The following is an 18,271-nucleotide window of genomic DNA, read 5'->3' on the forward strand; positions in this document are numbered from 1 at the left end:
GGGAGTATAGGGTTTGTAGCTCTATCGAGGGTTCGAATCCCTCCTTCTCCACCATTTTATTATTAAAAACCGCTTTTAAGCGGTTTTTTTATGCCCGAAAACTTGCACACTTCATTATATTTCATGCATGCTAAGTATCTATTTGCTACACAAAGTGATGCTATGTTTCGTTTTGCATTTTTTACTCTTGCCCTATTTGCCAGCGCCTACAGTCAAGCTACTATTTATAAGTGCATGATTGACGGGGTTGCCACTTTTACGGAGCAGCCTTGTGGGAAAGATGCAGTAATCGTGAAAATTTCACCGCCACCAGCAAGTAGCAAAACACCAGCTACAGAGCAGCCGCAAAAGCCACAAAAGCCTGCCGACTTAAGTGTTGAAGATTATTTAAAAATTCAAAAAGCCGATCGTGAAATAGAGCGCCTTCAGCTAGAAATTAAAGAACTACAAAAACAACAAAGTAAGCGCATCGATAAACTCAATAATATGACGCAAGATGCCGCAAATAGGTTAGGCGCAGCGTCTATTGATGATGCTATCAGCAAACAAAGTGAGCGTATTAACGCTTACTATAAAAGCCAAATCAGCATCCTCGAAAAACAAGTAGCACAGCTAGAAGAAAACAAAAAGCAGCTCAAAGAGCGAGGCACGCAATCCAATTAGCTTAACTTACTAAAACTGGTCAGACATGATATAACAACATTTGCTGATTTAGTTTAGGGATCAATCGTTTTGCACATTCACACGCTCGAAGGTTATATTCAAAATATCTATTTAGTTGAATATCCAGATAAATTGATGCTACTTGATGGGTGTTGCCGTGCTGATGTTGATACAGTATTTGACTATATTACCGAACAACTAAAGCGCCCCATCACTGACTTAAAACTGATTGTAGTCACCCATATGCACCCAGATCATGCCGGTGGAGCGCATGCACTAAGAAAGTTAAGCGGCGGCAAAATAGCGACGTCGAATGCTCCAGGTCAATGGTATAGAGGCATTGATGGTTTCTTAATGCACTTAACCGATATCGCTTTAGCTTGGTGGGTCGCCGGTAGGTTAAATAAAAAACGCCACAATCTTTGGTACAGCCGCCATTTAGATGCTGACTATTACCTTGCCACTGATGCAACCCTACCCGGCTTTGACGATTGGCAAGCACTACATAGCCCAGGTCACACTGACCGAGATATTAGCCTGTATCATATTCCTAGCGAGCGAATTTACATTGCTGATTTACTAGTGAAAGTAAAAGGGCAGCTTGTACCACCCTTTCCTGTTTTTTACCCGAAGCTGTATTTAAGCTCTTTGTTGATGCTAAAAGCGCTACAACCAAAACGGATTATGTTTGCCCACAGCAACGAAGTCAGTATTGATGACATCGACTTTGAGCAAATTTTAGCGCTGGTCCCCGAAAAACCAATGACGCACTGGCGTTCCGTCAAAGCAAAAGCTCGACAAGCTCTTAATTTAAGGCGCTTTTCACAGTCGTGATAAAAGTATCTATATCCTGCTGATCATTATAAATATGAGCAGAGACTCTTAAGCCTAAGTGACGTTCATCAACCGCAATATTCGCTGCAATAAGCGCAGCTTTAACAGCCGCTTGTTGCTCGCCAAAATGCATAATAGCCGTACCAGAGCATTTGTCAGCCTGTATGGGTGAGCGCATATAATCAGCTAATTGATCATGAAACTGAGCGAGCATTGCTAAGTTATGAGCGCGTACTTTCTCAATACCAAGATCAGCAAAGTAATTAATACTATGCGAAGCTAAAATATAAGGTGCAACTGAAGGAGTACCGCCCCAAAAGCGTAACGCGGTTTGATGATAAGCAAAGTGCTTAATATCAAACTCAAACGGATTTTGATGAGAAAACCAGCCAACATCTTGTGGCTGACAAAGTGATAGCTGCTTGCTGTTAACCCATAAATAAGCAGCACCCGGTCCACCACATAGCCATTTAACACTCGAGCCCAACATAAAATCGGCATCAAGCTTAGTTAAGTCGACCTCTAAAATACCCGCAGACTGCGCAACATCTAGTAAGCTCAATGTGTTGTGTTGTTTCGCGATATTTATAATTTCATGAATAGGCGCTTGCTGACCCGTGTTTGAATAAACATGGCTAATAAAGACTAAATCAATATCATTTTTCGCTAAATATGACTGCCAAACCTGCGCATCAGTTAAATCTTCATGCTTACCAATAAACACGATTTCAGCACTTTCAGGTAGGGCTTTTTGCATCGCAAAACCCATGCTTGGAAAGTCACTTTCTGCCATTAACACTTTGCAATTTTCTTGTTGCAGTCGCGGGTGCGACATCAACAGCTTGGTTAAACCACTCGATAAGTTAACTTGTGGACAAAATAACTCACTTTGCGAGTTAAATAATTTAGCGAGACTACTCGTAAATGCTTCAACACCTTGCAACCACTGTTGCCATGGTTCTTTATTTTCATTTTGCCAAGCGGCAAAAAACTGCTGATGAAAATGCTGCTCAGCAGATTTTAAGGGGCGCCCAACAGAGTGGTTAAGCAAATAGCTGCCTTGTGGAATTACAAAATCGTCTTTACTCATTACTTAATCCACTGTTTTAACTTAGTTAAATCATCAAACCGAGTGCGAATATCATCCCGTTTTGCTGCCGCACGGCGATCACGTAACTGCTCTAATGAGTTAAGTAACACATGCAAAGGCGGCCCACTGGCTGTGACTTTATCCAGATGTTGTTGCTGCATTTGCTGTGAAGGCTGCGCTATGTATTTACTGACCAACTGATTATGGTGGCCAATGGCTGTATCACCATGCAGTTTACACACTTGAATGAACAGCTTTAAGTTAGTTTGTAACCATTCGCTATCGCGCTCAGCTTCTGCTGCTAAAAAGTCATCCATAATACTTGTCATACGCATGCTTTCACGCAGGATCTGCTGATCTTCAGGCATCATATACAAGAATTTATCCACCAGCATTTGCGAGTAACTAGGTTCATTAGCAAAACAAAGACCAAGCAGTAAATCAATAACATTAATGCCCGCAAAATCACCAGCATTCGCGCCACGATATACCTCTTTACCTACTCGATACGGCTTGTAATACGGGCGTACACAATAGAAAAAGCGGTCTGTATCGAGCTTGTTGTATAACGTATTGTTCGACTCAATCACATCAAGCAATGCTTGTTTTGCTACTGCGAGTAAATCTGCCGCGATAGGGTGTGATATCCCTAACGGCTGAATTTTTAATAAAGCATCTGCCGCGCGCTTATACGCTAAAATGCCCTTGGTATTGTAATCAATAAAGATTTTCTCATCTTCAAGGTCAGTAAAACGCTTATACAAGCCATCAACCGCTTTATTGTGGGTGGTTAAATGCGCCGTTGCAAAACGCGGGGTTACACCAATAGATGCACCAATGTGCATTGCCAACGCAGAAGCTTCAACAAGGGGTGAACTTGTTTCACGAGAAGGCTCAGTGATCTCATGGCGACGGCATGCCGCCATATACAAGCCAACATTACCTAATAAGTCAAAGGCATTATCAAAGCCTTCATCGGTATTGCCCTCTGCCAGTAAGGCACGAATATGCTCATTACCTTCTTGCTCTAATTGACGTTTAAGGTGCTCACCGACACCCTCTACATTCGCTTTATCGTCTTGTTGCCAATATAGTTTTTCTAATTCGCTGTTGATCTCAACAAAACGGGTGCGAAGCCAGCTATCAAATGCCTTAGTGTTCTCAGTCACAGGCTCACTCCAAAATAATTATATTGCGATAATGTTAACAGAGTTCAATGAGTGCTAATCGCCAAAATATAGACTAGAATCCATCTAGATTAGTGAAAATCACTCAAATAAAAATGAAATTAGATAAAAAAGACCAACAATTACTTAATGCTTTACAGGATAATGCGAGAACTTCTGTCTCAGAGCTGGCACACTCGGTTAGCCTGTCCGATACCCCTTGCCTACGCCGCATTAAAAAGCTCGAATCAGCAAATGTGATCAGTGGTTACCATGCTGCCATCAATCCTAAAGCAGTTGATTTAAATGTGTCTGTGTATGCCTTTGTTCGCTTAAACCAGAACTCTGTTGCCGCTGCTGAGCAATTTGAACAGCAGGTTGAGAAGCTTGACCATGTACTTGAGTGTTCTGTTATTTCAGGCAGTTATGATTACCTGCTGAAGATCGTTGCCGCTGATTTAGAAAGCTATGAAAGCTTTGTGAAACATAAATTAGGTAGTATTGATTGTATTGCTAACATCGAATCGACAGTGGTCTTAAAACAAGCGTTCACTAAGCGTCATTTACCGCTCGCTTGACGCACCTTGCTTGCAAATAAAACATAACTCGATAAGCTAAAAACAGGCTTTAAAAGGATGCTTAAAATATGAAATTCATCAACTTAGTTGCTATCTCTTGGGCCATCAGTGGGCTCTTTAGCAGCTCATTAATGGCGCAACAACAAACCTGCCTTACTCAGCTTGAAGACCAAGAACTGATGATGAAAAGTAAGCGCGAAGGACTATTTAGAGAGCCATTACCACGCACCCATAGCACCTTTAGCTATAATATCGAGCAAGCATTTAGTGACTATTTAACCGCTGCTTACCTGCAAATTAGTAGCGAAAACCCGCGTGCTAGTTTGCCATGCCCTGTTTACACAGACACCTATCAGCAGCTTGTTGAACAAGGCGCTCGACCAGCTAACGCGACTGTTGCCGATTTAATAAGCCCATTTGAACTTAAACAGGCCAATAGCCGTAAAGCCGTGCTCTTGATCCACGGTTTAACCGACTCACCCTTTACCTATCACGACCTTGCACAAGTGTATTATCAACAAGGGTATACGGTACGCACAATTTTACTACCAGGGCATGGTACCGCTCCTGCAGCACTTAGAGACATCGATGCCGATGATTGGCAAAAGGCTAGCGTGTATGCCATTGAGCGCACATTAAAAGATTTTGATCAGGTGATATTAGGGGGCTACTCAACGGGTGCTGCACTGGTTATTGATTACTTAACTCAAAGCCCGGTCGATAATAAGATTACTGCTGCTATGTTGTTTTCACCCGCAAGCGAGCCACACAATAAAAACGGTTGGCTGGCGAAATGGGTTGATGCGATTCCATTTGTGAATTGGATTGATAAAGATGCGGACCTTGATTTTGCCAAGTATGAGTCGTTTCCATTTAGTGCAGCCTCAGCTAGTCACGAAGCAATGAGCCGTATTAGCCTTGATGAACTACGTCATCGCCAACTCCCTAATGTAGCGATATTTAGCACCTTTAGTGATGTTGACACCACAATAGATAACCAAGCGACCTTTAAAATTTTAACTAAGCTACACGACCCAAAAACGCGCAAAAATAACCAGCTTGATCGCCTTGTATACTATGGGGATGACAAAAACATCCCCGCCAGCTTTCCAGCTGATTACCAAATAATTCGTGATGACTGCGACACCGATGACTGTAAAAAAATCAAAGGGATGTCACACATTGGTATTGTTAATAAACCCAGCAACCCTTACTACGGTCGCACAGCATTGTATCGCAATTGCGGAAGCTACTTAGATGACGACACGCTTTATACAGCCTGCAAATACCAAAAAGACGTTGTGATGGGTGAGCGCACAGCCGAAAATTTACAAGCGCACAAGCCCTTTGCACGACTCACGTTTAATCCTTATTTCGATAAGCTTGCTATGCATATCAACGGTTTCATCAAAGATATTGAATCGGCTGCACAATGAGTGAGTTTAGCCACCGCTGGTTTAATCAAATAAGCGAGATTGATGCCGCTCTTTGGCAATCATTTTTTGATGATACGCCCTTTACTGATCACGCTTTTTTAGCGGCTTTAGAACAAACGGGCTGTGTGAGTGAAGAGTCAGGTTGGCAACCTATGCACCTAGCAATTTACCAGCAAGAACAGGTCATAGCCTTACTACCCGGGTACCTAAAACACCACTCTTATGGTGAATATGTATTTGACTGGGCTTGGGCTGAGGCCTATCAACAACATGGCCTAGAGTATTATCCTAAATGGCTGTGTGGCGTACCCTTCACACCTATTGCTGGGCAAAGAATTTGTATAAATCACGATAACCCCACTGAAGTCTATGCTTACACTCAGCATGTACTCACAGCAACAGCAGCGCAGTTAGGCTGGTCAGGTTGGCATATAAATTTTTGCCACCAACAGCAAGCGACTGCATTAACTAGCGAAACCGTAATGCAACGTCATGGCGTACAGTTTCAGTGGTTTAATGAAGGCTATAATTGCTTTGAGGACTTTTTAGCTTCACTCACCGCAAGAAAGCGTAAATCGCTCAAAAAAGAACGCGCTAAAATAACTGAACAGCAGATAGCCGTAGAATGGATCGAAGGTGCTGACATCAGCAAACAGCACATGCAGCAATTTAGTCATTTTTACCGCCAAACCTATTTAAAACGCTCAGGCCACAATGGATATTTGAATACCGCCTTTTTCGAGTTATTGCAGCAAAGCATGGCCGACAAACTGGTGCTAATGTTCGCTAAATATCAAGGAGAGGTGATTGCCGCCACTCTCAGTTTTAAAGATCAGAACTGTTTATATGGTCGATACTGGGGAACGAACTATGAGCTCGATAGTTTGCACTTTGAGCTTTGCTATTACCAAGGCATTGAATACTGCATTGCCAACAAACTTAAACAGTTCCATTCTGGCGCACAAGGTGAGCATAAAATAAGTCGCGGTTTTAAGCCCGTAAATACCTATTCATTGCATCATATTCAGCACACTGAGTTTGCAGCTGCCATTAGTGATTTTATTTCTAGAGAACGCCAACATATGGCGCTCTATAAAGCCCAATGCGAAAGCTTACTGCCTTTTAAACAGCAATAATTGGTTATTCGCTGGCATTTGCACATCTTCAACCAAGGTTAAGCCAGCTTGCTCTGCAAGTTGGCAAATCGCTTCAAAATCACGGATTGCACTATGTGCATCTTGCTGTTTTAAAAACGCATCGAATTCAGCATTACTAGCACTGGTAAACTTACCTTGATATTTAAATGGTCCATAAATACACAGTTTACCTTTTGGCGCTAAATGCTTTGCTACACCTTGGAAAAAGCGCTCCACCAGTGACCAGCTAATAATGTGCATTGTGTTCGCCGTAAAAATGGCATTCACAGTTTCAACCGGCCAAGGATCATTAAGGTCGAGTGTCAGTGGCGCATGCAAGTTAGTTAATGCAGCTTCTTGATGCCATTGTAAAATCCCTGGGTGATTAACCTCGCGATCACTACAATACCACTGCAAATGTGCTAAATGCGTTGCAAAATGCACACTATGTTGCCCAGTACCTGAGCCGACTTCTAGTACATCCGTCACATCAGAAAAGAACGCTTCTAATACGTTTAAAATAGGTAATTTGTTGTTTTCACAGGCTTGAGAGAAGGGTTTATCCATACAAATTAGTGCACCATGTTTGGTAATTAGTGCACAACAGTAAAGCAAAAATAAATAATAAAGTCGCGGTGAATTTATTAGTTAAAAATATAAAACCATTATTTTCAACAAGTTAAATTTATTGATCAATATTGGTACAGCTTATGCTATTTCCTAAGTGAGTTAACCAATAGGAGCAATATTATGTATATCTCACCCTACACCGCTGTAGATGCAGCACTTGCAGCCAGCGAACGTGCTGAAAGCGAAAAAGCCGCCTTAACAAGTTGTGACGACAGAGCAACCGTGATCGATCTTCTTTCTCAATGTAACAAAGAAAATGTACAGGCGCCGAAAAAACATGAAACAGACCAGATTTTTATTCTCGGCTACAATTAATCACACACAGTTAATCCATTCAGTCTTAGCTTCATTACATAAGACTTGCACTAAAACCGATTAACTGTAATGATAACAATTATCATTACAGTTAATCGGTTTTTCTATGCACTCTCACAATGCTATGCTCCATTATCAGCGGCAAATGAAATGTGTTTGCCAAAGACCAGGGCTACATGCCCCAGCACTTGTTGCGAACTATGTTGAAGCGGGTTTAAACATTGCACGCTATTACGAAAAGCATCACAACTTTATTTTGCAAGAGCTGTATCTAAGACGCACCTTTCATGAACTACTTGAAAAGATGTGTGATTCATTAGTGCATAATGCAATTCGTAAACAATGTTTGGCTCAGCTTTATAAACCGCAACTTGCGCTAAAGCGTTACTACAAAACTCATAACTGTATTGAAAAGTATTTCAGTTTGGAGCGAGAAGCGTGCCTTCTCAGCCAAGAATTTAACCCGATTTAGGAGTGTTTATGAGCCAATTTAGAACCGAATCAGATAGCATGGGTGAGCTACAAGTCCCTGCGAATGCTTTGTATCAAGCTCAAACGCAACGCGCTATCAACAATTTTCAAATTAGTGGCTTAGCCATGCCTAAGCAATTTATCACCGCCCTCGCCTACATTAAGCAAGCTGCCGCGCAAAGTAATGCTGCTTTAGGCCATTTGAGCCAAGGTAAAGCCAAAGCCATTGAGCAAGCATGCCAAGAGGTCATCGATGGTAAGCATTTTTCAGAGTTTCCGGTTGATGTATTTCAGACAGGCTCTGGCACTAGCTCAAATATGAATGCCAATGAAGTTATAGCCACGCTGGCGAGCCAATTTGCAGGGGAAACCATTCACCCCAACGATGATGTGAACATGGGACAAAGCTCAAATGATGTGATCCCCACTGCGATTGCTGTAAGTAGCGCTATTAACATCATTTATGAGCTGTTTCCTAAACTCGATAAACTCAGTCAAAGACTACAAAGCAAACAAGCCGAAGTAGGCCATATTGTTAAAACCGGTCGCACTCATTTAATGGATGCAATGCCGGTGAGTTTTGCACAAACACTGGCTGCATGGCAGTTACAAGTGGATCATGCAATGGCTGGTATTCGCCAAGCTCTTGAGCGAGTTTGTGAACTTGCACAAGGTGGCACAGCAGTTGGTACCGGTATTAATGCCGACCCTGCGTTTGCCGGTGAGTTTTGCCAACACTTGAGTGAGAATGTGGGTATTCGCTTTAGCCCAAGCAAAAACTTCTTTTATAACATCGGTTCACAAGATGCCATTGTTGCGCTGTCAGGCCAGCTAAAGGTACTTGCTGTAGCACAAATGAAAATAGCCAATGACTTACGCTGGATGAACTCAGGCCCTCTTGCAGGGCTTGGAGAAATTGAGCTTGAGGCTTTACAGCCAGGTTCATCAATTATGCCGGGGAAAGTAAACCCTGTGATCCCTGAAGCGGCCGCTATGGTCAGCGCACAAGTCATTGGCAATGACGCAACCATTACAGTGGCTGGTCAAGCCGGTAACTTTGAGCTCAATGTAATGCTGCCTGTGATTGCCTTAAACATTTTGCAAAGTATCGAACTGTTAGCAAATAGCAGTGAAGCACTGGCAGATAAAGCGATTGCCAGCTTTAAAGTAAACCAAAGCAATGTTGATAAAGCGCTCGCTAAAAACCCAATTCTGGTTACTGCACTTAATCCGGTGATCGGCTATAGCAAAGCCGCAAAAATTGCCAAATTAGCTTATCAAGAAGGTCGTCCTATTATTGATGTTGCTGCTGAGCATACGGATATTTCGCGCGAAGAACTGAGCAAGTTACTGAACCCTGCCAAACTAACCCAAGGTGGTTTGTAATACCTATTTATTGCAAATAGGTGTAAAACTTTTATCCTACTGTAGCTCTGTGAATACAGAGCTACTTACTGAAAGCTAACGTTTTTATTGCTCCACTTTGAGCAATGTGTATGATAGTGAGTACTTATTCAACGATTTTTAGGTATGTTATGCGCTATCCACTATTGGCAATTTTATTTCCTGTGTTATTAACTGCGTGCTCGGACGCTGCAACTAATGAGCAAGCCGAATCAACGGCAACCAGCAATAAACTTGTCGAGGCACCAAAAGCCGTTGAAATAAAAAACGCTGAGGAAGTGACCAAAGCAGCCCCAGATAAAGCCACTATTAGCTCTGCCCATGAGCAACTTAAACAGCTAATCGATGATCCTAGCTGTGACAACAGCACCCAATGTAAAGTATTACCTGTTGGTAGTCGTGCCTGTGGCGGCCCAAGTAGTTTCATTGTGTATTCAACCAAAACAGCTGACACGGCTGAGGTTGAAAAACTTGCAAAAGATATCACCGCCCTTGAAAAGCAATTTAACGCAGCAAACGACATGATGAGTATTTGTCAGCATCTAACCGCGCCAGGTGCGCAGTGTTCTGAGAATACTTGTGTTAGAATCGAAGGCTCAGCGGCAAGTGTATACTAAGGAATAAGCAATAATGGTTCGTTCATCGACTTTCAAGAAACTTTTCATCACCACAACTGTGTTAGCAAGCATTGCTTTAAGCGGTTGCGAAACAACAACGTCGGGTAGCTCTGCACGCGTTGATCTAGGTGATTTAAATGATCAGCTGAACGATATCGTTAGCAATAATAGCTGTACTGCGAGTTTTCAATGTAAGGTGTTAGAAGTTGGTGAGCGGGCATGTGGTGGCCCAAGTCGCTATGTGGTTTATTCAACGTTAAACAATACACAAGAGCAAGCAGAGCAACTTGCAGAGCGAATTACAGCGGCTGAGAAGTCATCTGATCAAGCATTAACTGTTAACGATTGCTCACCAGTTCTGCCTGTACAATCGCTGTGTATTTCACAGCAGTGCCAAGCAATCGAGATTAAGTAAATAATGCAATAAGGCCGGAAACAATCACCACGCTGATGATACAAACCCCGGCCTTATATATGTATTTAACCTGCATTGTATTATGCACCCAGTAAGCATAAATGTAGCGAACAAAGTAACTTGCTGCAGTGCCAAATAATGCAAAAATAACTAAATACGCAAGTAAAATAATATCCACAGTCATGCCACTTCTTTAAAACATCTAGTCTCAGTGTAAGGGCTTAAAGAAGTAAAGGCAAAACCTTAGCTTTTTTTACTGTGTTCAATGAGTAATTCAGCCACGCGCTGCTTCACAGCACGCTTATCATCGGCTGCAACACCAAAGCGCTCAGCCAATAAAGCAATCTCTTCATCATTTAAGTTAAACGATAAACGCTGTCTGGTTTTTTTTGACTTAACGTCGAGATCCAAAATCTTACGGATCATATCTGATGGCGTAAGCTCTTGGTCAATGGCTTGCTTCTTAATTGATTTTTGCACTTCAGAGCTTAAATCAAACGCCATTTGCGTGGCTCTAACGGCTTGCTCCTGACGCTGCCATTTGGCTTTTGCATCACTCACTTGGCATCCCCAGGAAATAAGTCAACAATATCGCTAATTGGTCTGGTTAACGTCAGTGATACCTCTGTTTCACCGCCTTCCCAAATCTCAATATTTAAACTATGCGATTCATCATCTGAGCTTAAACAGATCATTTCACACGGTTCACCGCCTTCATCTTCATAACGAGGTAAAGGCTTATTGCGGTAGTCCTTATTATGGAAATAACACACATAAGGCGCTTCTGATTGCTTGTAGCTCGATGCTAAAAAGTGACTAAAACGCTCCGGACTATTTTGTACATTAATTGCCGTTAATTCGTCTTCATCAAAAATACGAGCGAACTCATCAAGGGTAAAAATCTCATCAACATCATCGCGTTGAATTTTGATCGCAAAGTTTGCCCATTGCTCACCATCATCTGATTCAATTTGCAAAAACACCACTTGGCCAGATTCACTCTCGAGTACCAACTCATACTCTGCACTACGTTGGTACTGATACGTTTGCACATCAATAACACGCAGTGTTTGTCCTTTTAACCAGCTTGGGTAAGCGAACGAATCAATCACCGTCAGCATATCACCAACGAGTAATTGGCTTGGATCAGTAAGCTGACGCTCTGGGGCTTTTTTAGATTTGAAAAAGTTAAACATTGGCTGACTCCTTGTTGAAGCAAAAAAGGTAACCCAGTGCGTGGGTTACCTTTTGTCTTTCCGTTAACTGATTAGCTATTTTGTTTTGCTTTAATACGCGCCAGAATATCCGCGCTTTTCGGATTGGTATCACCAATACCCGCTTCAGCCATTTTCGCTTTTAAATCATCGCCATTAGTATCAGCTTCTAGTTGCTTAGCCGCACCTAACTGGTCTTGACGGTCTTGCTGACGCTGCTTAATACGCTCTAGAGACTCACGTGCTGATGTCATTGATGAGCTATTAGTATTTAGCGTGCTGTTTACAGCCATTGTTGCTTGCTGCACACTCTCAGTCGTTTTAACCATTGTTAATTGACGTTGGTTTTCTTTAATCGACTTTTCAGCTTCTTTAACTTGCTGCTTTAGTTGCACAATGTGGTTACTAAAACCAGCTAACACTTCTTCGTGCTCTGCTTTTTCAGCTTCAAAATCACCGATTTTTTCTGCGATTTCTAATGCAAGAGCTTCGTTACCTTTTTCAAGTGCTTGGCCTGCATACGCTTCATGTTCAGCAATTGATGCATCTAGTGCGCTAATTTTACGCTTCGTTTGCATCTCTTTTGCCATTACTTCGGTCAGGCTTTTTTTAGCGCGTTGTAGGGCATTTTGTGCATCAGCAATTTCTTGTTCAAAGATACGGATACCGTTTGCATCAACAATTGCTTGTCCTGCTTCACGAGCGCCACCACGTACAGCTGTAAATAGTTTCTTTAAAATACTCATAATCTTAACTCCAGAAATTGCTAATTAATCGTTTAAATAAATGGTCACGGCTTCAAGTGCATCAATCGCATTGTCTGCCAGTGTTACCAACTCATGGGTAATATCATCAAACGATGAATTAACCGATAACGCGCCAAAAATAGCGTATTTATCATCAATTTTTGCAAATGCGCTTAATGGGATTGGTACATTTAAACGTAGTAACGTTTCGTTTAACTCATTACGCATATCTGCTTGTACTTCGTTTTCAGCAAACAGGTAGCTAATACACAGTAATTGCTCTTCTGTTTGAGTAACAAAGATAGGTAACTCATCATTCCCATCGACGATAACTTGTAACACATCTTGTTCACCTTCGTTGGCAATCAAGAAAGACTCAAAGCTCACACCTTCAGTTTCAAAAGAAGCCAGTTTGATTGATAGTTCATTTAATTCCATGTCTCACCTTTTTACGTTTTGACATATTATGTCTGAGTTAAGATTTGCATAGCCGACATATTATGTCAACTATAAAATATCAATTTTTGTACAATTCGGTTTCAACTTGCCACGCTTGGCGGTAATAATCATATAAGGTTCCAGAACCTAATCTATTGACTTCAATCGTGTTTACTTGTTCAAAAAAATGATTCGGAAACACAAAAGAAGCCAATAAATATTCTTTACTTACCCAACGAGATGGCACCGGTAATTCGTTAGTTTCGCGAATTCGCTGACTTGCTGATTTGCCAGCGGTGGTCGCGATAGTCCAACCCCATTGACCAAACGAAGGAATATTTTGTTGGTATTGCTCAACATAACCAAAGCCAGCAGCTTTCATTGTTTTAGCAATACTTAAAAATGCTTTCTTCGCATGATAAGGGGATGTTGATTGCACGGCCACAGCCCCATCAGGTGCCAACAACTGACGCACATGATTATAAAAATAATCACTGTACATCTTATTAAGATCAGGGTGATTAGGGTCTGGTAGGTCAATTAAAATAGTGTCAAAGCGCTCGCCTTTAGCAAGCATTGCTTCGACTTCTAAAAAGGCATCTGCAATGCGAATATCAGCGCGGGGATCGCTCATAGAGTGCTTATTTAGCGCTGTTAAACGTGTTCTGATTTCCTCTGGCGCATCATAGTCGCCGACATCATTACCAAATAAGTTTAACAACTGACCATCTAAGTCAACTAAGGTGACATGCTCTACTGGCCACTTCAGAACATCACGTAATGCAAGCCCATCACCACCCCCAATGATCAACACGCGGTCATGACGATTTGAAGCCAACATAGCAGGATAGACAAGCATAGAATGATAAATTTGCTCATCCACACTTGAGAATTGTAAACGGCCATTGAGGTAAAGATCGGTAATTGCATTGGGCTGATTGCGGCTCAAACGCTCAGTTAAAACTAGGTGCTGATACTTAGTTGCTTGCGAGTAAATCACTTTATCTTTGTATAAAACATTACTTAGGTTTTTCATCCAGCTGGTGCCAAGCACAAGCACAAACGCAAAAAACACCAACAACAGCACATGGCAAACTAACAGTAACTTAGCGAAGCGAACATGTTGATGATAGCGCCATAAAAACACGAGACCAGCAATAATATTAAACAACGCCGTCCAAGCTGCTGCTTGCATAATTGGCATCGCAAGCATAATGCTCACCCAAATCGCAGCACCGACACCGGCACCGATATAATCCGCCCCGTAAATAGTTCCCGCATTATTTTCTAAAAAGCGGCCATAAACTTGCTGGCGAATACGCGCAATTAGCGGGATCTCCATACCAATCAATAGCCCGAGTAACAGACCAAACACATAGGGTAAGAAACGTGACCACTCTTGTAGCTTTTCAAATACATAACCATTAAGTACGGTATCTGCAGGCAAGTTAAAAATTTCGGAGAAGATATGCGGCAGTGAATAACTGACAGCGATAACACTCGCTATCGCTAAAATACAGCCCATGCCGACCAAAGCAATAATACTCTCTAGCCACGCGAAAGCAGTAAATGCATCTTTAAACCAACGTGCTAAAAATGCACCGATACCCATAGCGACAATCATGGTACCGATCATGGCATAAATGGCACTCTCGACCGAGCCTAAGACACGACCTGCATAATGAGATAGCAGGTATTCATAAATAAGGCCGCACCCAGCGAGTACGGCCATAACAGTTATTAATAGGAAATCATGCCCAAGTAGATTGGCTCTACTTGGGGCGCTTGTTGTAGTAGACACTTAATTAGGCACCTAACAAGGTTGCCATAGTCGAACCAATCGCAAATGAGATTGCTGCAGAGATAGCTGCTACACCCACGTTCTTCTGGCGGTTCACTTCATCTGAAATATCACAACCAGATAGGATGATTTTGATAGTCACTAAATGTAGTAAAATGAAAGCAACTAAACTCACTGCTGCACTTAATGCCCAGTATCCTAAACTAGCAACAATGTTGTCAGCCGCATAAGGAGCAATACCTGATGCAGCCGTTAATGCCAATGCACTACCCACTAAAAAGCCAGCATAACGAATACCTACTGCTAAGTTACCGTCAATAACCGCTTGCTGTAAGCAATCACCACTGCGATTAGTTCGCTTGAATAACTGCACTCGATATTGACTGATCAGTAGCATCGCAATGCTGCCAATGGCAAAAGCTGCGATCACAATTGGAATACCATGCCAGCCTTCGGTCGCAACCCAAAATAAAGCTGAGCGAATGACAATCGCCACACTCACCACATGGCCAAAATCAATGAGTGCAGCAGTAGCATTACCTTTTACGATTTCGTCATGCAGGCTCACTTTACGAAGCGCTACCTTGTCTTGGAAGAAGTGACCTAGCTTGATAAGCACAATCGCCATCACACCATAACCTAGCATTTGTAATGCTTCTTGTTGTAAAGTCGGTGCAAATGAGCCGCTACTCACGCCACTAAGAACAATAGCCAGTGCCACAAGCCCAGCCGCAAAGCTAATACCAAAAGCAAAATTGTCACGCTCAGTTATTTCATCATTAGCGTGTAAGTTAGATACCCAGCCTTTGATAAATTTTAGGCTGACAAATAAAGCGATAATGATTGCAAAGTCGATTGCTAAAGCTTGCAACGACCAAGTTGTTATTCCATTAAATTCATACATGTGTTGTAACTCCGGTGGTTATTCTTTTCACTACTTACCGCGGCTAATGCCACGTGATGTTCTGCTCGAGCTGTTACGTAATGACCCAGAGCTTCTACTGTAACTACTGCTAGAAGCATAGCTACTGCGTGTGCGTGGCGGCGTATAGCTGCTACGGCTTAATCCAGATGCGCCACTGCGCTTAGTGGCATACGGACTAGTGAATTGTTTACCTTGACGTTGATAAGACTGTCGAGTCCGCGTCTCTACCGTTTGTTGTGCTTTAATCTGTTTTGGGCTCGAATAACGATAACGGCCATAGTCATTGTAATAGCTGTACTTTCTGTGACGGCTCCAGCGACCATACTCAACTCGGTCGAATACATCGCCCAACATGCGATACATCCCGTACCAAACCCAAAAACTGGTACCGCTGCTATTCGTTTGCCATTGCCCATAGTTAGGGTTACCAACTAACTGGTTACCAACACTTTCACCTTCAGCAGCTTCACTAATTGCACCAACCCGTGCTAGTGACCCCTGCGACATGTCAGCAAGCATATTGATAGGATCGGTAAGCGCATCTTGAAATAAAGATGGCTTGGCAGCATCACGAATAAGATCAAGTTGATGAAGAGTATCTTCATAAGGGGGTATTAGATACGTAGACTTAACATCAGCTAATCGTTGTGTAAGACCTGAATAAATAGCCCCTTCACGAGTGGCATCAAGACTAATTACACGGGCGATCTCAGAAAGTTGCGGTTGCTGCTCAGCAAGCACCTTGCCGTATTGTTTAAGTATCGTCGCATTACGCAAAGAGCCATTATCAAGCGCTGTACCGAGTTGATTTAATTCAACTTCAGCTTTTTCTATGGATTGTTGTATTGTTTGTTTCAGCTGCTCTTCTTTCGACTCACAGCCCATAAGCAAGCTTACCAAACAAAACAGGCTAATAAGTTTCCAAGCTTTTATTTGAGACATTCATGTCACCTGATTGTGGTTTAAAAACGCAAATAGTTTTACATAGCTCAGGTACTAAACCAAGATTAAAATTGCAACAAAGGGTAAATTGGGTCGTGAATTGCTAGTTAGCAAGGGGAAAGTTGAAAGAGTAAAGTTTGGAAGTCTGGCGTAGGTTGGGTAGAGCGGAGTGAAACCCATCATAAGAAGAGCTATCAGCTATCAGCTATCAGCTTTCAGCCGTCAGCGATCTGATCTGACCCCGATAAAGTAGACACGGGGTTTAATTAACTTGTTCGTATTGCATGGGACTTTTATACCCAAGGGTGCCATGCCTTCTTACTGAGTTGTAGTATTTTTCAATATAAAAATACGTTTGTGTTGTCATTTCACTACGACTCAGTTCATTTAAATTCTTTATCCACTCCTTTTTATACTGCGCGAAGAAGCTTTCTGAGCATGCGTTATCCCAGCAGTTGCCTTTTCTAGACATACTCACTGTGACACCTCTATTAGTTAACCACTTCACTGTTTCCTTTGCGACATACTGAGCTCCTTGATCTGAATGAAAGAGCAAGTTCGAACCATCAGGTTTGCGTGCAGACCATGCCTTTCTCAGTGTTTTAATAACTAACTCGGCGTTGTTTATCCGGCTTGTTACCCAGCCAACAACCTTACGAGAATACAAATCAAGGATGACGCATAAATACTGCCAACCATCTTTACAGCGTACTTGTGTGATATCTGAAACCCACACGGTATTTACTGCATCAACATTAAACTGGCGTCGTAGTAAGTTACTCGCTTTGATTGTACCTTCTTTCTTCGCGCGGCTTGTATAGCGCCTCTTACCTGACTTTGAACGATACCCAACGCTTTGTAAAAGTCTCTGCACACGTCCTTTACTGCAATCAAAGCCATGTGCTACCGCTGCTTCCCAAAGCTTTCTATAGCCCGGGATACAGTGCTCCTGGTCGCTAATATGCTTTAGAAACTTAAGTAACGAACTGTTCTCTTTCTGGCGTGTGCTAGGTAATTGCTTTAACCATTTATAATACCCAGCCGGCGACACAGATAACCAACTGCACAACTTTTTCACTGTGCGTTTGGCGTCTGTGACCTTGTGGATATATTCGAACCTTATTCTTTTAGGCTGTCGAAGTAGACCTTCGCCTTTTTTAAAACGTCATTCTCCAACTGAGCATCTTCGAGTTGCTTCTCAAGCTTGCGAATTTGGCGCTCTAAATCTGTGTATGATTTGTCAGGGCCTTGGTTCTTAAGTGGCTTTGATGTTTTCTTCTTCGAGGTCATGTGACTTCTCCAACTTGATAGCATGTCAGGATGAATACCGTATTTATTAGCGACCATCTTAACTGTATCTGTGGTGTCTAACGACTCTTGAACGACTTTTATTTTAAATTCGAGGGAATATCTACGCTGTGACTTTACTTTCATGATTACTGACTCCAAA

Annotated in this window: 22 protein-coding genes and 1 tRNA gene (1 of these 23 only partly in view); 11 read left to right on the forward strand and 12 right to left on the reverse strand. The window is 42.2% G+C overall.

Annotated elements, in window-relative coordinates; genetic code table 11:
* The 3 genes from PASHI_RS22170 to PASHI_RS15625 all read left to right on the forward strand — a co-directional run.
* Positions 1–54, forward strand: a tRNA-Ser gene (locus PASHI_RS22170); it begins 204 nt to the left of the window's first position.
* A gap of 108 nt (positions 55–162) precedes the next feature.
* Complete coding sequence (locus tag PASHI_RS15620) at positions 163–663, forward strand: DUF4124 domain-containing protein (protein WP_165385083.1); 501 nt, start codon at positions 163–165, stop codon at positions 661–663.
* A gap of 69 nt (positions 664–732) precedes the next feature.
* Positions 733–1,497, forward strand: a complete 765-nt coding sequence (locus PASHI_RS15625) for an MBL fold metallo-hydrolase (RefSeq protein ID WP_062566266.1) — start codon at positions 733–735, stop codon at positions 1,495–1,497.
* Here the strand turns inward: PASHI_RS15625 and PASHI_RS15630 are convergent.
* Entirely contained in the window at positions 1,469–2,587 is a 1,119-nt protein-coding gene (locus PASHI_RS15630) for an aminotransferase class V-fold PLP-dependent enzyme (protein WP_062566267.1), read from the reverse strand. The two genes, PASHI_RS15625 and PASHI_RS15630, sit on opposite strands and share 29 nt — an antisense overlap.
* Complete coding sequence (locus PASHI_RS15635) at positions 2,587–3,756, reverse strand: PrnB family protein (RefSeq protein WP_062566268.1); 1,170 nt, start codon at positions 3,754–3,756, stop codon at positions 2,587–2,589. The genes PASHI_RS15630 and PASHI_RS15635 overlap by 1 nt, the downstream gene beginning before the upstream one ends.
* Before the next feature lie 113 nt (positions 3,757–3,869).
* Here PASHI_RS15635 and PASHI_RS15640 point away from each other — a divergent pair, with 113 nt between their 5' ends.
* From PASHI_RS15640 to PASHI_RS15650, 3 genes are all read left to right on the forward strand, one after another.
* A complete protein-coding gene (locus PASHI_RS15640; RefSeq protein ID WP_062566269.1) occupies positions 3,870–4,331 on the forward strand; it encodes an Lrp/AsnC family transcriptional regulator in 462 nt (153 codons plus the stop codon).
* A gap of 68 nt (positions 4,332–4,399) precedes the next feature.
* Positions 4,400–5,767: an alpha/beta hydrolase gene (locus PASHI_RS15645; RefSeq protein WP_062566270.1), complete on the forward strand. Its 1,368-nt coding sequence runs from the start codon at positions 4,400–4,402 to the stop codon at positions 5,765–5,767.
* The gene (locus PASHI_RS15650; protein ID WP_062566271.1) at positions 5,764–6,903 is read left to right on the forward strand and encodes a GNAT family N-acetyltransferase; all 1,140 of its coding nucleotides are present in this window, start codon (positions 5,764–5,766) and stop codon (positions 6,901–6,903) included. The genes PASHI_RS15645 and PASHI_RS15650 overlap by 4 nt, the downstream gene beginning before the upstream one ends.
* Here PASHI_RS15650 and PASHI_RS15655 read toward each other — a convergent pair.
* The gene (locus PASHI_RS15655; protein WP_062566272.1) at positions 6,880–7,470 is read right to left on the reverse strand and encodes a DUF938 domain-containing protein; all 591 of its coding nucleotides are present in this window, start codon (positions 7,468–7,470) and stop codon (positions 6,880–6,882) included. The two genes, PASHI_RS15650 and PASHI_RS15655, sit on opposite strands and share 24 nt — an antisense overlap.
* 183 nt (positions 7,471–7,653) lie before the next feature.
* Here PASHI_RS15655 and PASHI_RS15660 point away from each other — a divergent pair, with 183 nt between their 5' ends.
* From PASHI_RS15660 to PASHI_RS15680, 5 genes are all read left to right on the forward strand, one after another.
* Positions 7,654–7,848 (forward strand): hypothetical protein, encoded by a 195-nt coding sequence (locus tag PASHI_RS15660; RefSeq protein WP_054554610.1) that lies wholly within the window; start codon positions 7,654–7,656, stop codon positions 7,846–7,848.
* 145 nt (positions 7,849–7,993) lie between these two features.
* Complete coding sequence (locus PASHI_RS15665) at positions 7,994–8,320, forward strand: hypothetical protein (protein WP_058585360.1); 327 nt, start codon at positions 7,994–7,996, stop codon at positions 8,318–8,320.
* A gap of 8 nt (positions 8,321–8,328) precedes the next feature.
* Positions 8,329–9,705, forward strand: coding sequence for a class II fumarate hydratase (locus tag PASHI_RS15670; protein WP_062566273.1), 1,377 nt, complete (start codon positions 8,329–8,331; stop codon positions 9,703–9,705).
* Between the two features lie 149 nt (positions 9,706–9,854).
* Entirely contained in the window at positions 9,855–10,340 is a 486-nt protein-coding gene (locus PASHI_RS15675; protein WP_062566274.1) for a hypothetical protein, read from the forward strand.
* A gap of 13 nt (positions 10,341–10,353) precedes the next feature.
* Complete coding sequence (locus PASHI_RS15680; protein ID WP_058585357.1) at positions 10,354–10,755, forward strand: hypothetical protein; 402 nt, start codon at positions 10,354–10,356, stop codon at positions 10,753–10,755.
* Here PASHI_RS15680 and PASHI_RS15685 read toward each other — a convergent pair.
* From PASHI_RS15685 to PASHI_RS15725, 9 genes are all read right to left on the reverse strand, one after another.
* The gene (locus PASHI_RS15685) at positions 10,748–10,933 is read right to left on the reverse strand and encodes a hypothetical protein (protein WP_062566286.1); all 186 of its coding nucleotides are present in this window, start codon (positions 10,931–10,933) and stop codon (positions 10,748–10,750) included. The two genes, PASHI_RS15680 and PASHI_RS15685, sit on opposite strands and share 8 nt — an antisense overlap.
* A gap of 65 nt (positions 10,934–10,998) precedes the next feature.
* On the reverse strand, positions 10,999–11,316 hold the full coding sequence (locus tag PASHI_RS15690) for a hypothetical protein (protein ID WP_062566275.1): 318 nt from the start codon (positions 11,314–11,316) through the stop codon (positions 10,999–11,001).
* Positions 11,313–11,951 (reverse strand): hypothetical protein, encoded by a 639-nt coding sequence (locus PASHI_RS15695; RefSeq protein WP_055199258.1) that lies wholly within the window; start codon positions 11,949–11,951, stop codon positions 11,313–11,315. The genes PASHI_RS15690 and PASHI_RS15695 overlap by 4 nt, the downstream gene beginning before the upstream one ends.
* Positions 11,952–12,022: 71 nt before the next feature.
* The gene (locus PASHI_RS15700) at positions 12,023–12,715 is read right to left on the reverse strand and encodes a PspA/IM30 family protein (protein ID WP_054554603.1); all 693 of its coding nucleotides are present in this window, start codon (positions 12,713–12,715) and stop codon (positions 12,023–12,025) included.
* A 24-nt stretch (positions 12,716–12,739) separates the two neighbouring features.
* The gene (locus PASHI_RS15705; protein ID WP_054563728.1) at positions 12,740–13,153 is read right to left on the reverse strand and encodes a YjfI family protein; all 414 of its coding nucleotides are present in this window, start codon (positions 13,151–13,153) and stop codon (positions 12,740–12,742) included.
* Positions 13,154–13,232: 79 nt separating this feature from the next.
* The gene (locus PASHI_RS15710) at positions 13,233–14,885 is read right to left on the reverse strand and encodes a polyamine aminopropyltransferase (protein WP_414858337.1); all 1,653 of its coding nucleotides are present in this window, start codon (positions 14,883–14,885) and stop codon (positions 13,233–13,235) included.
* Positions 14,886–14,958: 73 nt separating this feature from the next.
* Positions 14,959–15,858 carry a DUF350 domain-containing protein gene (locus PASHI_RS15715; RefSeq protein ID WP_062566277.1) on the reverse strand — a complete coding sequence of 300 codons (900 nt, stop codon included), beginning with the start codon at positions 15,856–15,858 and terminating at the stop codon, positions 14,959–14,961.
* 30 nt (positions 15,859–15,888) lie between these two features.
* Positions 15,889–16,821 carry a hypothetical protein gene (locus tag PASHI_RS15720; RefSeq protein WP_062566278.1) on the reverse strand — a complete coding sequence of 311 codons (933 nt, stop codon included), beginning with the start codon at positions 16,819–16,821 and terminating at the stop codon, positions 15,889–15,891.
* 262 nt (positions 16,822–17,083) lie between these two features.
* Positions 17,084–18,255 (reverse strand): IS3 family transposase gene (locus PASHI_RS15725; protein ID WP_156426493.1). Its coding sequence is split into 2 segments (ribosomal slippage): positions 17,084–17,982 and positions 17,982–18,255, totalling 1,173 coding nucleotides; the frame shifts between segments, so codons are not numbered across the junction.
* Positions 18,256–18,271 lie beyond the last annotated feature (16 nt).

The organism is Pseudoalteromonas shioyasakiensis (assembly GCF_001550135.1).
GTDB lineage: Bacteria > Pseudomonadota > Gammaproteobacteria > Enterobacterales > Alteromonadaceae > Pseudoalteromonas > Pseudoalteromonas shioyasakiensis.

What these genes read in the sequence shown, in the direction of transcription:
- PASHI_RS15620 (WP_165385083.1), top strand. Translation starts at nt 163, where the DNA reads ATGTTTCGTTTTGCATTTTTTACTCTTGCCCTATTTGCCAGCGCCTAC.
- PASHI_RS15630 (WP_062566267.1), bottom strand. Translation starts at nt 2,587, where the DNA reads ATGAGTAAAGACGATTTTGTAATTCCACAAGGCAGCTATTTGCTTAAC.
- PASHI_RS15640 (WP_062566269.1), top strand. Translation starts at nt 3,870, where the DNA reads ATGAAATTAGATAAAAAAGACCAACAATTACTTAATGCTTTACAGGAT.
- PASHI_RS15645 (WP_062566270.1), top strand. Translation starts at nt 4,400, where the DNA reads ATGAAATTCATCAACTTAGTTGCTATCTCTTGGGCCATCAGTGGGCTC.
- PASHI_RS15650 (WP_062566271.1), top strand. Translation starts at nt 5,764, where the DNA reads ATGAGTGAGTTTAGCCACCGCTGGTTTAATCAAATAAGCGAGATTGAT.
- PASHI_RS15655 (WP_062566272.1), bottom strand. Translation starts at nt 7,470, where the DNA reads ATGGATAAACCCTTCTCTCAAGCCTGTGAAAACAACAAATTACCTATT.
- PASHI_RS15660 (WP_054554610.1), top strand. Translation starts at nt 7,654, where the DNA reads ATGTATATCTCACCCTACACCGCTGTAGATGCAGCACTTGCAGCCAGC.
- PASHI_RS15665 (WP_058585360.1), top strand. Translation starts at nt 7,994, where the DNA reads ATGAAATGTGTTTGCCAAAGACCAGGGCTACATGCCCCAGCACTTGTT.
- PASHI_RS15670 (WP_062566273.1), top strand. Translation starts at nt 8,329, where the DNA reads ATGAGCCAATTTAGAACCGAATCAGATAGCATGGGTGAGCTACAAGTC.
- PASHI_RS15675 (WP_062566274.1), top strand. Translation starts at nt 9,855, where the DNA reads ATGCGCTATCCACTATTGGCAATTTTATTTCCTGTGTTATTAACTGCG.
- PASHI_RS15680 (WP_058585357.1), top strand. Translation starts at nt 10,354, where the DNA reads ATGGTTCGTTCATCGACTTTCAAGAAACTTTTCATCACCACAACTGTG.
- PASHI_RS15695 (WP_055199258.1), bottom strand. Translation starts at nt 11,951, where the DNA reads ATGTTTAACTTTTTCAAATCTAAAAAAGCCCCAGAGCGTCAGCTTACT.
- PASHI_RS15700 (WP_054554603.1), bottom strand. Translation starts at nt 12,715, where the DNA reads ATGAGTATTTTAAAGAAACTATTTACAGCTGTACGTGGTGGCGCTCGT.
- PASHI_RS15705 (WP_054563728.1), bottom strand. Translation starts at nt 13,153, where the DNA reads ATGGAATTAAATGAACTATCAATCAAACTGGCTTCTTTTGAAACTGAA.
- PASHI_RS15710 (WP_414858337.1), bottom strand. Translation starts at nt 14,885, where the DNA reads ATGGCCGTACTCGCTGGGTGCGGCCTTATTTATGAATACCTGCTATCT.
- PASHI_RS15715 (WP_062566277.1), bottom strand. Translation starts at nt 15,858, where the DNA reads ATGTATGAATTTAATGGAATAACAACTTGGTCGTTGCAAGCTTTAGCA.
- PASHI_RS15720 (WP_062566278.1), bottom strand. Translation starts at nt 16,821, where the DNA reads ATGTCTCAAATAAAAGCTTGGAAACTTATTAGCCTGTTTTGTTTGGTA.